Source organism: Actinomyces oris (assembly GCF_001937445.1).
Lineage (GTDB): Bacteria > Actinomycetota > Actinomycetes > Actinomycetales > Actinomycetaceae > Actinomyces > Actinomyces acetigenes.
On sequence record NZ_MSKS01000026.1, the window covers coordinates 45,357 to 61,861 of the forward strand.

Below are 16,505 nucleotides of genomic sequence, written 5' to 3' on the forward strand. Positions count from 1 at the left end.
GGGCCGGGGCATGCTCCGACCGCGGAGGGGACCAGGAGCCGTGGCGCGGCCCGCTGGGCTGAGCACGGGACCACTCAGGTCCCGAACATGTGTCCTGCTTGGCAATTAGTCGGCTCAACGAGCCGGTTCCGCTCACTGCCGATAACCTTGAGAGGTGCCTAATCTTCTGCCCAGCGCCCTGAGAGACGCAGTCGACCTCGCCGAGGCCGACCTCGACTGGATCCACCAGCTGGTGGCCGACTGGCAGCTGATTGCGGACCTATCCACCTCTGACCTGGTCCTGTGGGTGCGTACCCGCGCGGGGCGTTTCATCGCCGCGGGCCATACCCGTCCCTCTGGTGGGACCACCGTCCACCTCGAGGACGTGATCGGGCGGCGCATGCCGGCCTCACGCGAGGCCATGGCCATGGAGTCACTGTCCACCGCCCAGATCCAGGATGCCGCCGAGCCCTACTGGACCGGTACCGCCGCGGTCCAGGAGGAGTACATCCCGGTCGCTCACGCCGGTACGCCGATCGCCGTCGTGACTCGGGAGACCTCGGTGGGCGTCATCCGGGGCGGGCGCATCGTTGAGCGGGAGATGGAGGAGATCGCCGAGGTCCTGTGCCAGATGACCGCCTCGGGCGACTTCCCCATTCAGGACGCCGGCACCACGATCCGACACGGCACGCCGCGCGTGGCCGACGGCGTCCTGCGCCTGGACGAGGAGGGGCGGATCGTCTATGTCAGCCCCAACGGGCGCTCCTGCTTCCACCGCCTGGGGATCGAGGGCGAGCTGGAGGGGATCCTGCTGGCTGAGGCCGTCACCTCGATCATCCCCGCCCGCACCCCCGTCGATGAGACGCTGGCCGTGGTCCTCATGGGCAGGCAGGCCTGGCTCACCGAGGTCGAGGTCGGGGGAGTGTTCCTCTCCCTGCGCTCCATCCCGCTGACGCTCAAGGGGCGCCGCTCCGGCGCGGTGCTCCTGGTTCGTGACGTCACCGAGGTGCGTCGGCGTGAGCAGGTCCTGCTCAACAAGGACGCCACCATTCGGGAGGTCCATCACCGGGTCAAGAACAACCTGCAGACCGTCTCGGCGCTGCTGCGCATGCAGGCCCGCCGCGCCTCGAACGAGGAGACCCGCCAGGCCCTGTCCGAGGCCGAGCGCCGGGTGACTACCATCGCCACCGTCCACGACGCCCTGAGCCACAACGTCAACGAGCACGTGGACTTCGATGAGGTCTTCTCCTCCATCCTGCGCATGGCCGCGGTCGTGGCCACGCCCACGGGTGAGGTCAGCACCAAGCTGGAGGGCTCCTTCGGAGTGGTCGATGCCGACACGGCGCAGGCGCTGGCCACGGTGCTGGCCGAGCTTGTGACCAACGCCGTCGAGCACGGCCTCGATGGCCGTGACGGCCGCGTGACAGTCACGGCCCACCGTGACGAGGGCCGGCTCGAGGTCCACGTGATGGACAACGGTGCGGGTCTGGCACCGGACACCCTCATGACCGGCCTGGGAACACGGATCGTCACCACGCTCGTGCGCGGGGAGCTGCGCGGGGTCATTGACTGGGAGCCTCTGAACGGAGGGGGCACTGACGTCGTCATTCACGCCCGCCTTAACCAGAGGGCTGCCAGGGCTGAGGCCTGACCTTTTGATGGCCGGCTGTTGACAACACCTGGATCAACAAAACGGTGTTCGTACGATTAACCGTGCGAACACCGCAGTACGAAGAACTCGATCAGTTTTCAGGATGACCGGCGGGCCCGGGCCGCCCTGCGCTTGAGGGAACGGCGCTCGTCCTCGCTCATGCCTCCCCAGACGCCGGCATCCTGACCATTCTCCAGCGCCCACTTCAGGCAGGTGTCCACCACCTCGCAGCGGCCGCACACCTCTTTCGCCTTGGCGATCTGGGCGATGGCGGGACCGGTGTTTCCCACAGGGAAGAAGAGCTCCGGGTCAACGGTGAGACATGCGGCTTGGCTGCGCCAGTCCATAAGGGCCCCCTACAAGGTCATCGGTCATGCGGTTGGCGCCGGCCCAGCTTGTCAGGGAACGGCGGCCGCGTCCGAGAACAACTTTCACATGACGGGGGGCGGTGGGCAAGACCTCGATCATGAGACCTGTGCCGATACCCTGTCGTGATCCTCACAGGATGCTGAGGTGTTGAGATAACACCACTTTCCTTCATTGAGAATGCCTGTTAAACAGGGTATTCAATAGGGCGATCGTCGTCTTCAGGGCGGGGTAGCACGATCTGAATGGGCAGGCACGTTCCACGGTAGACGAGTGCTCCACGACCGGGCAGCGTCATCGCTCTGGGGTCGGTGACCGTCCGCAAGGAGATGCCGGCAGCCTGATCGGCAGGGCGCATACCGGGCCACAGCACGACGAGCGCCTCGCGCTCACGCATGGTGGAGATCGCGCCGCGGAAGGTCGTGGCGACCTTCTCCGTCGAGGCGGAGGCCAGGACCACCTCGGAGCGCGCTAGCGCAGCCTCCACCTGAGTGGCGGCGGTGACGTCCGCCAGGTCCAGGTCGTCGACGACGAGGGCGTCGGAGGCAAGCGCCTGAGCCAGTGCCCGCAGCGCCGTGGAGCGCCCCGAGCCGGGCGGCCCGGCGACCAGGACGCTGGTGCCGGCCGGAAGTGTGACCGGTGCGGCCGCGTCCCCTCCCACGGCCCAGGTGCCCTCCGGGACGTCCTCCCAGGTGAGCCGGGTCGGCAGCGGTTCGAGCCGCAGCGCGTGGCCACCGTCGCGCTCGGATCCGGAAACCGGGCAGTCCTCACGGAGCACGATCTGGCAGGCGGTCGTCGTCGCCCCGTCCAGGATGACGCCGCGCCCCGGGGCGCCACCGGTGACCACCCCGCGTGGAAGACCGGCGAGAGCGGCCTGCGTGCTGGTGGCCGCACCGAGAACCAGCCTGAGCCCCATGGAACCGGTCCACCGGGCGGTGGAGGCGGCCAAGGGGGCGGTCAGCAGCAGGGGAGTGCCCGTCGCGGACGCAGTACGGATGACGGCCTCCAACAGGGCGTTGCCCTGGCCGGGGCCCAGCACCTCATCAATGGTCGGGATGAGAGCGTCGACGTTGTCGAGGCACAGCAGGTCTGCGCCGAGGTGCCCGCTGGCGGCGAGTCCCCATAGCCGGGCCAGGCGTCGCGGGTCCTCCGTACCGACCACCGTGCCCACCCCGGGGTGGGTGAAGAGCCTGCGCACGGGGGAGGTCGCGTTTGTGGCCCGGCCGCAGGCGCCGGCGGCCGGGGGAACGAAGCCGCACAGGTGCACCCCTCTGCCCGAGCCCAGTGCCGCCATCGCAGCCGAGGCGATGACGGTGGAACGCCCCGACCTCGGGGCCCCGAGGACCAGCAGCGGGCGCGTGACCCTCCAGTGCCACACCCCCAGGCTCTGCTGGCGAGGAAGATCGGTCACAGCCAGGAGAAGACGGTCGTCGTCGTGCCCGGACAGTGGTGCGTGGCCGGCCGGGTCCGCGGGGACCAGCGCCCCCTGCGTCCCCTCCTCAAGCTCCCCCGGTGCTCGGGGACCTCGGAGCCGTCCCAGCTCGAGTGCCTCGGCCGCGCTGATCGAGGTGGGCAGGGCCGGCGCCCAAGGGCGCCACGGGGCGGCGTGCCCCTCGGCCGCGCGTGAGATAAGGTCGACGACCTCCTGAACCTCACGCGTCGAGCCGCACCAGGGGGCCTGAAGCACCTGACTACCAGGACTGGGACAACCACTGGTCCCGTTGCTGGGGCCTGCCGGATCGAGGCCGCCGTCCTCGATGCTGCCGGCTCCACTGACCAGGACCCTGCCGGGATGATGACCGAGCCGGGCGGCCCCGTCGTGCCCCAGGACGTCCCTGGAGTCAGCGGCGTCGAGCACCCGCAGGCACACCCGCAAGGAGGTGTTGGCCCGAATCGCCGGGGACACGGCCCCCTGAGGACGCTGCGTGGCCAGAATGAGGTGGATCCCCAGGCTGCGCCCCTGGGCGGCGATACGCACCAGGGACTCCAGGACCTCGGCGTGCTCGCCGGCCAAGGTGGCGAACTCGTCCACCGCCACCACCAGATCGGGGACGATGACCTGCGGCGGCAGGCAGGAGAGGTCCTTGGCGCCGTGGGCGGCCAGGATCCGCTCGCGGCGGCGCACCTCGGCCTCCAAGGAGGACAGGGCGCGCTGGGTGCCAGCGGGATCCAGATCCGTCAGAACCCCGGCCGTGTGCGGCAGGCCGGCCAGAGGTCCGAAGGCGGCACCGCCCTTGTAATCGACGAGGACCAGGGTGAGGCGATCCGGCGCTCGGCTCAGCGCCAGCTGCACCAGCCACGAGATGAGCAGCTCGGACTTCCCTGAACCCGTTGTCCCGGCCAGCAGAGCGTGCGGGCCGTCCGCCACCAGGTCGGCACGCACCGGTCCTCGTGCTCCCACTCCGAGCACCGCCGACAGCGCCGGCGCGCCCCGGTCCGAGGAGTGCGTCCGCTCCTCCCACCGCGCCCGCAGCTCGTGGGCGTCGAGGTCGTCCATGACAGCACTGAGGGGGACCAGATCGGGGACGCCATCGCCCTGGGACGACGCCCGGGGTGGTGACGTGATCCGGGAGCGGCTCAGGTGACAAACCGTCTCCCACCAGGTCGGTGAGAACGACGGCGCCCCGGCCGGAGCGGGCCGCGTGCTCAGCGCCTGGGGCGGGACCCCATCGTGCGAGCAGGTCACTATCTGCGCGCTGCGAGGATGCGCCTGCGGGCCCCAGGAGAGACGGACCCCCAGCCGGTCGCCTGCCTGCTGCCACTCACGCTCCACACCGCCCCGATCACCGGAGCGCTCATCCGGCGGGGCACCCGGTGGGTCATCCAGCACGGTCACCCGGACCTCATCGCGGGCCAGAAGCTGGGCGCACCACCATCTGAGCGCACTGCCGGCGCCCTTGCCCACCAGGGCCAGGCTCTCGCCGTCGCAGAGCGACAGGACGCAGCGTCGTCGGCGTCCGGCACTCCAGGCGGCCAGGACCTCCTGGGCGCCGGAGACGGACGTCGAGTCCTCGGCCGGGGAGTCCCGGACGGGTTGAGACATGCTGGAGCGCGCCGCGACGGCCAGCAGCATCGTGGCAGGGTCCGGCTCGCCGTGCCTCCAGCCCGGCCGGCGTCCCCGGCGGCGCCGGCGAGCGCGCCATCGGGCTCCACCCGCACGCCCGGTGCGCCCGGCGCGCTGGGCTCTCCGTTGTTGCAGGAAGGGCACCAGGCGCATGATCGTCATCGCGACCATCGGCGCCACCATGACCATGCCCATCGCGCCCCGGCTCCCCGTCCTGAGCGCGATCACCGCCGAGCCGGCCATGACCAGGACGCAGACCAGTGAGCCCACCATCAACCATGCCGTTGACGAGGCCGACGTCGCAGGGGCCGCCACCACCAGGTCACAGGGGCGCCTGCGCAGCTCGAGCACGCTGTCTCCCAGCCGCAGGAGCGCCCCCTCCTTCAACCTCATCTCCCGGCGTGCACGCAGCCACATCCCCACGTGCCAGTAGCGGTAGGAGCCGTTGGCCGATCCGCAGTCCTGCGCCAGGACCCGGCCGCCGTGAACCCGCAGGCGCAGATGACGGCGGGAGACCAACGGGTCGCTGAGGACCTCGCCGCGTCCCAGGAGAGCGCCGTCCCTGACGGCCATCACCAGGCCGCGGTCAGGACCGTCCAGGACCGCGAGGTGCCACGGGCCGGCCAAGGCGGCCAGAGCCGCGTCCGCGGCCGCCTCACCCGCCGAGCGCCGGAACAACGAGGGCGAGACCTCTCCCGGCAGCAGCGGGTGGAGGTCCAGGACATCGGCGGTCGCGCTCATGCCTCCAGAATCGCTGCTGGAGACCGTCACGTCGCCGTCGGGCAACCCCGGGTGTGGACAACCTCGCCGTTCGGGGATGCTCATGGTCACTGTGGACACGGGCGCAACCCGGTGTGAACCCGCTTGGGGGAAGATGGCCCCATGACTGACACCGATGCGTCCCGCGGCTCCGCTCCCGCCCCGGCCCCCTCCTCGGCACGTTCCGATCAGCGCGGCCCCGTGGATCTGAGCGCCATCCCCACCGCCGCCCGGGAACGCTGGAGCGAGCTGGTGCGTGACATCGAGGCCGCCCGCGACGCCTACTACAACGCGATCGATGCCGAGAGCCCCCTGTCCGACGCCGACTACGACACCCTCTACCGGGAGCTGGAGGAACTGGAAGCGGCCCACCCCCTCCTGGCCCGAGCCGGATCACCGACCCGCTCCGTGGGCGGGCGCGCCGTCACCGACTTCGCCCCCGCCCCGCACCACGAGCGCATGTACTCCCTTCAGGACGTCTTCTCCCTCGACGAGGTCCAGGAGTGGGCCGAGCGCATGGTCACCGAGACCGGGGTCGGCGACGACGACCTCGCCATGACCGCCGAGGTCAAGATCGACGGCCTGGCCGTGGCCCTGACCTACGAGGACGGCATCCTCACCCGGGCCGCGACCCGCGGCGACGGCACCACCGGTGAAGACGTCACCGGCAACGTGCGCACCATCGCCTCGGTCCCCCTGGTCCTGGCCGGCGACGCCCACCCCTCCCTGCTCGAGGTGCGCGGCGAGGTCTACTTCCCCACCCAGGACTTCGAGGCCTTCAACGAGGAGCGCCGCACCCGCAACCTGCAGCGGCAGGCCGACGGAGCCCCCCTCCTGCAGGTCTTCGCCAACCCCCGCAACGCGGCAGCCGGCTCGCTGCGCCAGAAGAACCCCGCCGTCACCGCCTCCCGGCCCCTGGCGATGATCGCCCACGGGGTCGGCGCGATCACCCCCGCGCCGGGGGAGAGTCTCCCCACCCGGCAGCACGAGTGGTACGAGCTGCTGGCCGGCTGGGGGCTGCCGGTGTCCCCCTACAACGCCGTGGTGAGGGGACGCGCCGAGCGCGAGGCCTACATCGAGCGCTACGCCACCCACCGCCACGACCTCATCCACGAGATCGACGGCATCGTCTTCAAGCTCGACGACCACTCCCTTCAGCGCCGCCTGGGCCACACCTCCCGAGTGCCCCGCTGGGCCACCGCCTACAAGTACCCGCCCGAGGAGGTACGCACCCGGTTGCTGGACATCGCCGTCCAGGTCGGGCGCACCGGACGCGTCACGCCCTTCGGCATGATGGAGCCGGTCCTGGTCGCCGGCTCGACGGTGGCTCGCGCCACTCTCCACAACGCCACTGAGGTGGCCCGCAAGGGCGTGCGCATCGGGGACATGGTCATCGTGCGCAAGGCCGGCGACGTCATCCCCGAGATCCTGGGGCCGGTCGCCGACCTACGTGACGGCAGCGAGCGGGACTTCGTCATGCCGACGCACTGCCCGTCCTGCGGCACCGAGCTGGCACCGGCCAAGGACGGCGACGTCGACCTGCGCTGCCCCAACACCCGTTCCTGCCCCGCCCAGCTCACCGAACGGATCGCCCACATCGGCTCCCGGGGCGCCCTGGACGTCGAAGGGCTGGGAGATGAGGCCGCCGGCGCCCTCACCCAACCCGACGCCGGACGCCGCGAGGCCCTGACCGCGCTCGCGGCGGGGCGGAGCCTGGAGACCGAAGGTGGACGTCTCAGCCTCCCGCCCGGCGAGCTCGACTCCCTCCACGTCTCCCAGCGGGTGGAGGCCGTCGAGGAGCTCCTGAGGCAGGCGGGGATCACCGAGCAGACACCGGTGCTCACCGGCGAGGCCACCCTGTTCGACCTGACTGAGGACGACCTGCGCGAGGTCTTCGTCTGGCGCCCCGTCTCCCGTCGTGGGGTCCCCACCGGGGACTGGCGCCTGAGCCGCTTCTTCTGGACCAAGCAGACCTACGACGCCGACGGGCGGGTCAAGAAGGCGACGATGCCGGGGAAGAACGCCACCTCCATGCTCTCCCAGCTCCGGCAGGCCCGCAGCCGCCCGCTGTGGCGCATCCTGGTGGCCCTGTCCGTGCGCCACGTTGGGCCGACTGCCGCCCGGGCCCTGGCGGCGCGATTCAGGTCCCTGGAGGCCCTGTGCCAGGCCGACGTCACCGAGCTGGCCGAGGTCGACGGCGTCGGACCCACCATCGCCGAGTCCTGGGCACGGTGGCGTGAGGTCGACTGGCACCGCGAGATCCTCAGCCGCTGGGAGTCCGCCGGGGTCCGTACCCGGGAGGAGGCCTCGGAGGAGCAGGAGGAGCCGGCGCGCACCCTGGAGGGCCTGACCGTCGTCGTCACCGGCTCCTTGGAGGGATTCACCCGAGACAGCGCCAAGGAGGCCATCGTCTCGCGCGGCGGCAAGGCCTCGGGGAGTGTCTCGAAGAAGACGAGCTTCGTCGTCGTGGGGGACAAGGCGGGTTCCAAGGAGACCAAGGCCCGAGAGCTGGGACTGACGATCCTCGACGAGGAGGGTTTCGTGGCGCTCCTGGATGGAGGACCCCAGGCGGTCTCCTGAGGACTCACGACTGGGGCGGGGCACCTCCTTTGTCGGAAGGTGCCCCGCCCCAGCTGCGACTCGGCTGATACTGGCCCTGATACCTGATACCGGCTCAGTAGTGGCTCTGGACCACCGTGTTCGTGTCGGCCCAGTTGTAGATCCACTGCGCCTCGGAGACCGGCATGTTGACGCAGCCGTGGGAACCGGAGTACCCGAAGCTGGAGCGCCACCCCGCACCATGGAAGGCATAGCCGCTGTAGAAGTAGCTCACCCACGGGACGTCCTCGGCGACGTAGGGGGAGCCGTCGGCGTTCTCCCCCCGCATGGTCTGGGACTCGTACTGCAGGTAGACCTTGTAGGTGCCGGTCACCGTCGGGGTATCGGTGGCGCCGTCGACGATGGAGACCGGGCCGTGCACGACGGTCGCCCCCTCGTAGGCGGTCACCGTCTTGTTCGACAGGTTGAGGTCGACCCACTTCTCACCCGGGGCGGCCTGGTAGGGCAGCTTCTCCGCGCCATTGGCGATGGTGCGCTCCTTCCACTCCGCCTTGACCGTTGTGGCCTCGAAGGAGCCGGAGTAGGCCTTGTTGCTGCCCAGGGACTGTGTGATCGCGGTGGATACCGCATCGGCGTTGTTAACGGTCTTGCCGTCCTTGGCCTCTGTCGGGGTGGAGACCACCTGACCACTGGCATTGACGTTGCGCTCGCCGGTGACGGGCTTGGAGCTGGCCTCCTCGGCCTGTGTCTTGACCCACTGGGAGACCTTCGCGGAGTCCACAGCGATGGTCGGGGCGGAGTCGGCCGAGTTGGTGACCTTGATCCACGAGGCCTTGTCCGTGTCCTCCGCCGTGTAGGAGTCCTCGCCCATGGTGATGGTGACGTCCTGGGAGACCCAGCTGTTGGCCTTGTCGGCAACCTTCTGGGCGTCGGAGTCGGAGACCTTCGGGTCGGCATTCGTGATCTTCAGCGAGATCGACGACGAGTCCAGGGACGTGGCGGCCTTCTGCGCTGCCTGAGCCAGGGCGTCGGCGTCCAGGGAGGAGCCCGTGGACGAGCTCGTGATGGTGAAGGCGGTGCCGTCATCGCCCAGGACCACGGTGGCGTTGTGCGCCTTGGCGCGGTCCTCGGGGATCAGGGAGGTGGCGTAGCTGCTCACCTTGGTCTTGTCAGTGGTGGAGACCACCGGGACCTCGCCCTTGCCCTGGGAGACCAGGGCGCGGAGCTTCTCGCCGAGCGTGTCGCCTCGGGCCATGACGGCGTCGGCGGTGGCCTGGGCGTCCACAGTGGTTCCCAGGTCCGCCAGGGAGGCGCTGGCGGTGACGTCCCCGGAGATGTCGACCTTGGTGCTCTTGGCGCGCTCCTCAATGGCGGCCACCACCTCCTGCCGGCTCTTGCCGGAGACGTCGGTGCCGGCCACGGTCGTGCCCGGGACGGCCCGGCCGTCGTAGTGCGCGGCGTAGGCGTAGCCTCCGGCACCGACGACGCCCAGCAGGATGAGCGCGGCGGCCGCGACCCCCAGGGGCCAACGGCGACGACGCCGCGGCTCGTCCGGGGACGACGGGGACGACTCAGCATCGGGGGACGTGAGCGCAGGGGAGAGCGCAGGGGAAACGGCCGTGCCCGGGTCGGCTGCGGCGGGATGGTCGGCGCCTGCGGTGTCCTCGGTTCCCGAGGCGTCCTCGGTGCTCGGTTGATCACTCGGCTCGCTGCCGGAACCCGGCTCTGAGGGCTCTGAGGTCATTGCCGGGACGACCGCCTCAATCTCCTCGGTGCTGCTCTGCTCCGCGCTCATACCGCTTGCGGCGGTGTTGGCGGAATGCGCGTGCGGTGCCGCGACTTTTGCAGCCGCCTGGAAGACGGACTGACGACGCACGCCTTCGGGCTGCCCGTAGGGCGTGCTGAGCACAGGGGTCTCGCTCTGTGAGGCTTCTCCCTGGTGCTGTGCACCAGTGGGGGAAGTGTTGCCGCTCATGCATCCTCATCCCTCGGCCACGGGCCCCGTGTGGGGAGGAACGTGGCCGAATCCAGTGGTCCATCCGACCTCCGGTGGTCCAAGGGCCTGGATGGAGGTCTGATCCAAGGGCTAATCCTGGTCCGACCTGCGTCGACGCGGCAGCGCCGTCGCCGGCGGGGCGGTCCTCACCCTGGTGATCACCATGACATCCGTGAAACCACACGATGTCAATCATCTTCAGGGATGAGGCTCTGTGAGATCGCACGAATTCGGTGCCGGGTCAGTTTCGCCGGACTCCGAAGGCGCGGCGCCCACACCGCCTTCAGGGAAGAATGGTGTCGCTGAGGGCCGGACCGCCCTGGCGCTCCTGCTTCGACGTGATGTCGACGTGATGCGGCCGCAGACCGGCTCAGCCCGGCTAGACTCCACACCATGTCTGCTATTTCCACTGATGAGGTCGCACGGGTTGCGGCGCTGGCTCGGGTCGCCCTGAGCGATGAGGAGGTGACGCGCCTGGCCGGAGAGCTGGACGCGGTCGCCTCCTCCTTCGCCCGAGTCACGAGCGTGGTCACGCCCGACCTGCCGGCGACCTCCCACCCCGTGCCCCTGACCAACGTGCTGCGTGAGGACGTTGCCGGCCCCACGCTCGACGTCGACGAGCTCCTGGCCGGTGCGCCGGCCTGCGAGGACTCCATGTTCCTCGTTCCTCAGATCCTGGGGGAGGACTCCGCCTCATGAGCGCTCACAGCACCAACGCCCTGGCCGGCCTCATCAGGAGCAGCGCCGCCGAGCAGGCCGCGGCCCTGGCGGCGGGGGAGGTCTCTTCTCACGAGCTCACCCAGGCCCATCTTGACCGCATCGCCGCTGTCGACGGCGCCGTGGGGGCCTTCCTCAACGTCGATGCCGAGTGCGCCCTGAGCCAGGCCGACGCAGCTGACGCCGCCCGCAAGGAGGGCCAGACGACCAGCGAGCTGACCGGTGTGCCGGTGGCCGTCAAGGACCTCATCGTCACCCGTGGCCAGGTCACGACCGCCGCCTCACGGATGCTCGAGGGGTGGGTACCGCCCTATGACGCCACCCTTGTGCGTAACCTGCGCGCCGCCCGCACCCCGATCCTGGGCAAGACCAATCTCGACGAGTTCGCCATGGGCGGCTCCACCGAGCACTCGGCCTTCGGCCGCACCGCCAACCCCTGGGACCTGGGCCGCATCCCCGGAGGATCCTCGGGTGGCTCGGCCGCCGCCGTCGGCGCCTACGAGGCTCCCGTGGCCGTGGGCACCGACACCGGAGGCTCGATCCGCCAGCCTGCGGCCGTCACCGGCACGGTCGGCGTCAAGCCGACCTACGGCACGGTCTCGCGCTTCGGCGTCATCGCCATGGCCTCCTCCCTCGACACGCCCGGCCCCATGGCTCGCACGGTGCTGGACACCGCTCTGCTGCACGACGTCATCGCCTCCCACGACCCGCTGGACTCGACGTCCTTGCCGGACGCGCCGCGCGGCATGGCCGCCGTGGTCCGGGCCGCGCAGGAGGGACGGGACCTGACGGGACTGCGGGTCGGTGTCATCTCCGAGCTCGACGGCGGAGAGGGCTACCACGACGGCGTCGTGGTCTCCTTTCACGCCGCCCTGGATCTGCTCGAGGCGGCCGGAGCGCAGGTGGAGACCGTCTCCCTGCCGCACCTGGAGTACGCCCTGGACGCCTACTACCTCATCATGCCCGCCGAGGCCTCCTCCAACCTGGCCCGCTACGACGGGATGCGCTACGGCCTGCGCGTCGAGCCGACGTCGGGACCCGTCACCGCCGAGACCGTCATGGCGGCCACCCGAGGGGCGGGCTTCGGCGACGAGGTCAAGCGCCGCATCATCCTGGGCACCCACGTGCTGTCGGCCGGCTACTACGACGCCTACTACGGCTCGGCCCAGAAGGTGCGCACTCTCGTGCAGCGCGACTTCGCCGCCGCCTGGGACAAGGCGGACATCCTTGTCTCGCCCACCGCTCCGGTGACGGCCTACCGCTTCGGTGAGAAGGACGACCCGCTGGCGATGTACAAGCTGGACGTGACCACGATCCCGGCCAACCTCGCAGGGGTGCCCGGTATGAGCCTGCCCTCGGGCCTGAGCGATGACGGGCTTCCGGTGGGCTTCCAGATACTGGCGCCGCAGAGGGCCGATGACCGCCTGTACCGCGTGGGCGCTGTCTTGGAGGCCGCGCTGGAGGAGACATGGGGGGCGCCGCTGCTGTCGCGTGCGCCCGAGCTGGAGGAGACACGATGAGTGACACGCTGATGGACTTCGACGAGGCCGTTCGTCGCTACGACCCGGTCCTGGGACTCGAGGTGCACGTCGAGCTGGGGACCGCCACCAAGATGTTCGACGCCGCCCCCAACGTCTTCGGCGCTCAGCCCAACACGATGGTGACCCCCACGTCGGTGGGGCTTCCCGGTGCGCTGCCGGTGGTCAATGCCCGCGGTGTGGAGTACGCCATCCGCATCGGCCTGGCCCTGGGCTGCGAGATCGCGCAGTCCTGCCGCTTTGCCCGGAAGAACTACTTCTACCCGGACCTGGCCAAGGACTTCCAGACCTCCCAGTCCGATGAGCCCATCGCCTACGACGGCGCCCTGGAGATCGAGATGGAGGACGGCTCCTTCTTCACCATCCCGATCGAGCGGGCCCACATGGAGGAGGACGCCGGTAAGAACACCCACATCGGGGGTGCCGACGGCCGCATCGAGGGCGCCAGCCACTCCCTGGTGGACTACAACCGCGCCGGCGTGCCGCTGGTGGAGATCGTCACCCGCCCCATCGAGGGCGCCGGCGCCAGGGCGCCTCAGGTCGCCGCCGCCTACGTGCGCACCCTGCGCGACATCTTCCGGGCCCTGGGGGTCTCCGAGGCGCGCATGGAGCGCGGCAACGTGCGCGCCGACGTCAACGTCTCCCTGCGCGAGTCGCCCGATGCGCCGCTGGGCACCCGCACCGAGACCAAGAACGTCAACACCTTCCGTGGGATCGAGCAGGTCGTCCGCTACGAGATCCAGCGTCAGGCCGCGATCCTGGCCGCCGGGGGGGAGGTGCTTCAGGAGACCCGTCACGGCCAGGCCGACGGCACCACTCGCGCCGGTCGCGTCAAGTCCGACGCCGACGACTACCGCTACTTCCCCGAGCCGGACCTCGTGCCGGTGGCGCCCAGCCGCGAATGGGTCGAGGAGATCCGTGCGGGGCTGCCCGAGATGCCTGCGGCCAAGCGCCGTCGCCTCAAGGCCGAGTGGGCTCTGAGCGACACCGAGATGCGCGACGTCGTCAACGCTGGGACGCTCGATCTCATCGAGGCCACCGCGGCAGCAGGAATCACCGGTCAGGCCGCCCGCAAGTGGTGGATGGGTGAGCTCTCCCGCAGGGCCAAGGAGCAGGAGACCGCGCTGGAGGACATGGCCGTCACGCCCGAGCAGATCGCCGAGCTGCAAGGGCTGGTGGACTGCGGGCGCCTGACCGACAAGCTCGCCCGCCAGGTTCTCGAAGGGGTCCTGGCCGGAGAGGGTGATCCTGAGGCCGTGGCCGCCGCTCGCGGGCTCGAGGTCGTCTCCGACGACTCCGCGCTGCTGGCCGCCGTGGACGAGGCCCTGGCCGCCAACCCGGACGTGGCCGACAAGATCCGCGGCGGTAAGGTCCAGGCGGCCGGCGCCATCGTCGGAGCCGTCATGAAGGCGACCCGCGGCCAGGCCGACGCCAAGCGGGTGCGTGAGCTCGTCATGGAGCGCGTGCAGGGCTGAGGCGAGTCTTCTCGCCACTGGGCTGCTGAATAATCCCCCGCGCGTTGTCCTCCCGTATCGAGGGCGGCTCGGAACGGTCCGGCCCGTCACCGCTGTACCTAGCCAGTGGTGACGGGCCGGACCGTTTGTTGCCGGCAGCCGCCCGGAGCCTCCTTGGCGGCTCACGTCGGTGATGGTGGGCTTGCGCACAGGGTGAGATTGCTTGCGAAAGCCGCCGCGAATCTCAGTATCTGATCACAACGGGACCGTTATCCGAGTGGCTGGCGGCCGGTGGGGGTTAGGCTCAGAGCACTTGTCTCAAGTCCCGCCTGCCCCACGAGGAGTGCCCATGGTTCAGCCCAGTCCCAGTTACACCGTCGCCCTGTATCTCGAGGTGCCCGCCTCCCAGAAGGCGGTGGCCCGCCTGGTCGACACCGCCACTGCGACTGGCGCCATCGTCACTGGTGTCGATGTGGCCGACGCCGATGGTGACAAGCTCACCGTCAACCTGACCGCCGACACCCGCGACTCCAAGCACCGCAACGAGCTGGTCGCCAAGCTGGAGGAGATCGACGGCGTCGTCGTCCGCAATGTCGGTGACTCGACCTTCCTGACTCACGTCGGGGGCAAGATCGAGGTGACCGGCAAGTACCCGATCCACAACCGTCGCGACCTGGCCCGCGTCTACACCCCCGGTGTGGCCCGCGTCTGCAAGGCCATCTACGACCACCCCGAGCGCGCTCGGATGCTCACCATCAAGAAGAACACCGTCGCCGTCGTCACCGATGGGACCGCGGTCCTGGGCCTGGGGGACATCGGACCGTCGGCCGCCATGCCTGTCATGGAGGGCAAGGCCGTCCTGTTCAAGCAGTTCGGCAACGTGGACGCCTGGCCGGTGGCTCTGGACACGAAGGATCCTGAGGAGATCATCTCCATCGTCAAGGCCATTGCCCCGGCTTACGGGGGCATCAACCTGGAGGACATCGCGGCCCCCAAGTGCTTCGACATCGAGGCCCGTTTGCGCGAGGAGCTCGATATCCCCGTCTTCCACGACGACCAGCACGGCACCGCCATCGTGACCCTGGCGGCCCTCATCAACGCTCTGAAGATCGTGGGCAAGAAGATCGAGGACGTGCGCATCGTCCTGTCCGGTGTCGGCGCGGCTGGCAGCGCCATTGCCAAGCTGCTCATGGCGCACGGAGCCACGGACATCGTCGGTTACGGACGCAGTGGGGCTCTGTCCTCGGCGAACACTGAGGGAATGAACGAGCACCGCAAGTGGCTGGCGGAGAACACCAACCCGCGTCAGGTGACCGGTTCCCTCAAGGAGGGCCTCAAGGGGGCTGACGTCTTCATCGGTGTCTCCTCGGGCAACCTGCTCGAGCCCGAGGATCTGGAGGTCATGAACGACGGCGCCATCGTCTTCGCCATGGCCAACCCGATCCCGGAGGTCGACCCGATCCGTGCCGCCGACTACGCCGCCGTGGTGGCGACCGGGCGCTCGGACTTCCCCAACCAGATCAACAATGTGCTGGCCTTCCCCGGCCTCTTCCGCGGCCTGCTGGACACCGGCATCACCGACATCTCCACCGAGCTGCTTCGGGCCGCCTCCACCGGTATCGCCTCGGTGATCGCCGACGACGAGATCAGTCCCGTGTACATCATCCCCGGTGCCTTCGACACTCGGGTCGCCGACGCCGTGGCCAAGGCGGTCCGCAAGTTCGCTGAGGCGGAGTGAGGGCTGTTACGTTCCATATGACGCGGCAAGGGGCGTGAGACACCTGCGGGTGTCTCACGCCCCTTGCCGTGCTCAGTACATGGCCTGAGCTCGCTCGTCAGTCAAGACGGCGTCGGCGGCATCAGCGCAGCCAGGAGTCGCCGACCAGACGAGACCACCAGGTGCCCAGCCCCAGGGTGCCGCCGGCCCGCGTCAGCGCGAACACAATGGTGGACAGGGTCAGAACCCAGTGGAGATCGACCAGGGGGTTGGTCGCGGCGTTCTCAGTGCCTCCGGTTCCGATGGGCCACATGGCCAGATACAACGAGACCATGAGTGCTTGCGTCGGGCTGGTCGGTGGACACTGACGGACGGCGGGGTGCTGCTGCCGCACATGCGGGCGGTTACCGAAAGTGTTGGGATGCCGCCGAAAAGTAGGTGTGTCCTGGATCATGGCCTCCCGGTTTGACGTCCGTGGGGTGGACCTGCCTAAAGTACAGCCCGCTGCTGAACGGGCCGGGCCTGGCTCAAGGCCTTCCGGTAGCGGATCTGCTACGGCGGGACGTCGGTCGGTGTGACCGAGAGCAATGCTCATGAGGTTGACGCTGAACCGGCAAATGTTCTAAAGTAGCGGAGTTGCTCGCCTGAGCGACGTTAAGTCGGAAGACTTAATCGAGCCCCGGCTGGGTGTGTTGTTTGAGAACT

Annotated in this window: 10 protein-coding genes; 6 read left to right on the forward strand and 4 right to left on the reverse strand. The window is 69.6% G+C overall.

Features of this window, described 5'->3' with window-relative positions:
- Positions 1-154 precede the first annotated feature (154 nt).
- Positions 155-1,630: a sensor histidine kinase gene (locus BKH20_RS08575; protein ID WP_075390711.1), complete on the forward strand. Its 1,476-nt coding sequence runs from the start codon at positions 155-157 to the stop codon at positions 1,628-1,630.
- Positions 1,631-1,728: 98 nt separating this feature from the next.
- Here BKH20_RS08575 and BKH20_RS08580 read toward each other — a convergent pair whose 3' ends face one another.
- The gene (locus BKH20_RS08580; protein ID WP_003779481.1) at positions 1,729-1,977 is read right to left on the reverse strand and encodes a WhiB family transcriptional regulator; all 249 of its coding nucleotides are present in this window, start codon (positions 1,975-1,977) and stop codon (positions 1,729-1,731) included.
- A 206-nt stretch (positions 1,978-2,183) separates the two neighbouring features.
- The gene (locus BKH20_RS08585) at positions 2,184-5,801 is read right to left on the reverse strand and encodes an FtsK/SpoIIIE domain-containing protein (protein ID WP_075390712.1); all 3,618 of its coding nucleotides are present in this window, start codon (positions 5,799-5,801) and stop codon (positions 2,184-2,186) included.
- Positions 5,802-5,942: 141 nt separating this feature from the next.
- Between BKH20_RS08585 and ligA the strand changes: the two genes are divergently transcribed.
- Positions 5,943-8,399, forward strand: a complete 2,457-nt coding sequence (gene ligA / locus BKH20_RS08590; protein WP_075390713.1) for an NAD-dependent DNA ligase LigA — start codon at positions 5,943-5,945, stop codon at positions 8,397-8,399.
- Between the two features lie 94 nt (positions 8,400-8,493).
- On the opposite strand, the gene BKH20_RS08595 is transcribed toward ligA, so the two are convergent.
- Positions 8,494-10,353: a L,D-transpeptidase gene (locus tag BKH20_RS08595; RefSeq protein WP_075390714.1), complete on the reverse strand. Its 1,860-nt coding sequence runs from the start codon at positions 10,351-10,353 to the stop codon at positions 8,494-8,496.
- A 414-nt stretch (positions 10,354-10,767) separates the two neighbouring features.
- Between BKH20_RS08595 and gatC the strand changes: the two genes are divergently transcribed.
- From gatC to BKH20_RS08615, 4 genes are all read left to right on the forward strand, one after another.
- Complete coding sequence (gene gatC, locus BKH20_RS08600; protein ID WP_070659979.1) at positions 10,768-11,073, forward strand: Asp-tRNA(Asn)/Glu-tRNA(Gln) amidotransferase subunit GatC; 306 nt, start codon at positions 10,768-10,770, stop codon at positions 11,071-11,073.
- Positions 11,070-12,611 carry an Asp-tRNA(Asn)/Glu-tRNA(Gln) amidotransferase subunit GatA gene (gatA, locus tag BKH20_RS08605; protein ID WP_075390715.1) on the forward strand — a complete coding sequence of 514 codons (1,542 nt, stop codon included), beginning with the start codon at positions 11,070-11,072 and terminating at the stop codon, positions 12,609-12,611. Before gatC ends, gatA begins: the two co-directional genes overlap by 4 nt.
- Positions 12,608-14,104, forward strand: a complete 1,497-nt coding sequence (gatB, locus tag BKH20_RS08610; RefSeq protein WP_075390716.1) for an Asp-tRNA(Asn)/Glu-tRNA(Gln) amidotransferase subunit GatB — start codon at positions 12,608-12,610, stop codon at positions 14,102-14,104. The genes gatA and gatB overlap by 4 nt, the downstream gene beginning before the upstream one ends.
- A gap of 328 nt (positions 14,105-14,432) precedes the next feature.
- Complete coding sequence (locus BKH20_RS08615; protein ID WP_075390717.1) at positions 14,433-15,821, forward strand: NAD(P)-dependent malic enzyme; 1,389 nt, start codon at positions 14,433-14,435, stop codon at positions 15,819-15,821.
- A gap of 121 nt (positions 15,822-15,942) precedes the next feature.
- On the opposite strand, the gene BKH20_RS08620 is transcribed toward BKH20_RS08615, so the two are convergent.
- Positions 15,943-16,113, reverse strand: coding sequence for a hypothetical protein (locus tag BKH20_RS08620; RefSeq protein WP_256693106.1), 171 nt, complete (start codon positions 16,111-16,113; stop codon positions 15,943-15,945).
- Positions 16,114-16,505 lie beyond the last annotated feature (392 nt).

Coding starts and splice junctions, on each gene's coding strand:
- BKH20_RS08580 (WP_003779481.1), bottom strand. CDS start 1,977: ATGGACTGGCGCAGCCAAGCCGCATGTCTCACCGTTGACCCGGAGCTC.
- BKH20_RS08585 (WP_075390712.1), bottom strand. CDS start 5,801: ATGAGCGCGACCGCCGATGTCCTGGACCTCCACCCGCTGCTGCCGGGA.
- ligA (WP_075390713.1), top strand. CDS start 5,943: ATGACTGACACCGATGCGTCCCGCGGCTCCGCTCCCGCCCCGGCCCCC.
- BKH20_RS08595 (WP_075390714.1), bottom strand. CDS start 10,353: ATGAGCGGCAACACTTCCCCCACTGGTGCACAGCACCAGGGAGAAGCC.
- gatC (WP_070659979.1), top strand. CDS start 10,768: ATGTCTGCTATTTCCACTGATGAGGTCGCACGGGTTGCGGCGCTGGCT.
- gatA (WP_075390715.1), top strand. CDS start 11,070: ATGAGCGCTCACAGCACCAACGCCCTGGCCGGCCTCATCAGGAGCAGC.
- gatB (WP_075390716.1), top strand. CDS start 12,608: ATGAGTGACACGCTGATGGACTTCGACGAGGCCGTTCGTCGCTACGAC.
- BKH20_RS08615 (WP_075390717.1), top strand. CDS start 14,433: ATGGTTCAGCCCAGTCCCAGTTACACCGTCGCCCTGTATCTCGAGGTG.
- BKH20_RS08620 (WP_256693106.1), bottom strand. CDS start 16,113: ATGTGGCCCATCGGAACCGGAGGCACTGAGAACGCCGCGACCAACCCC.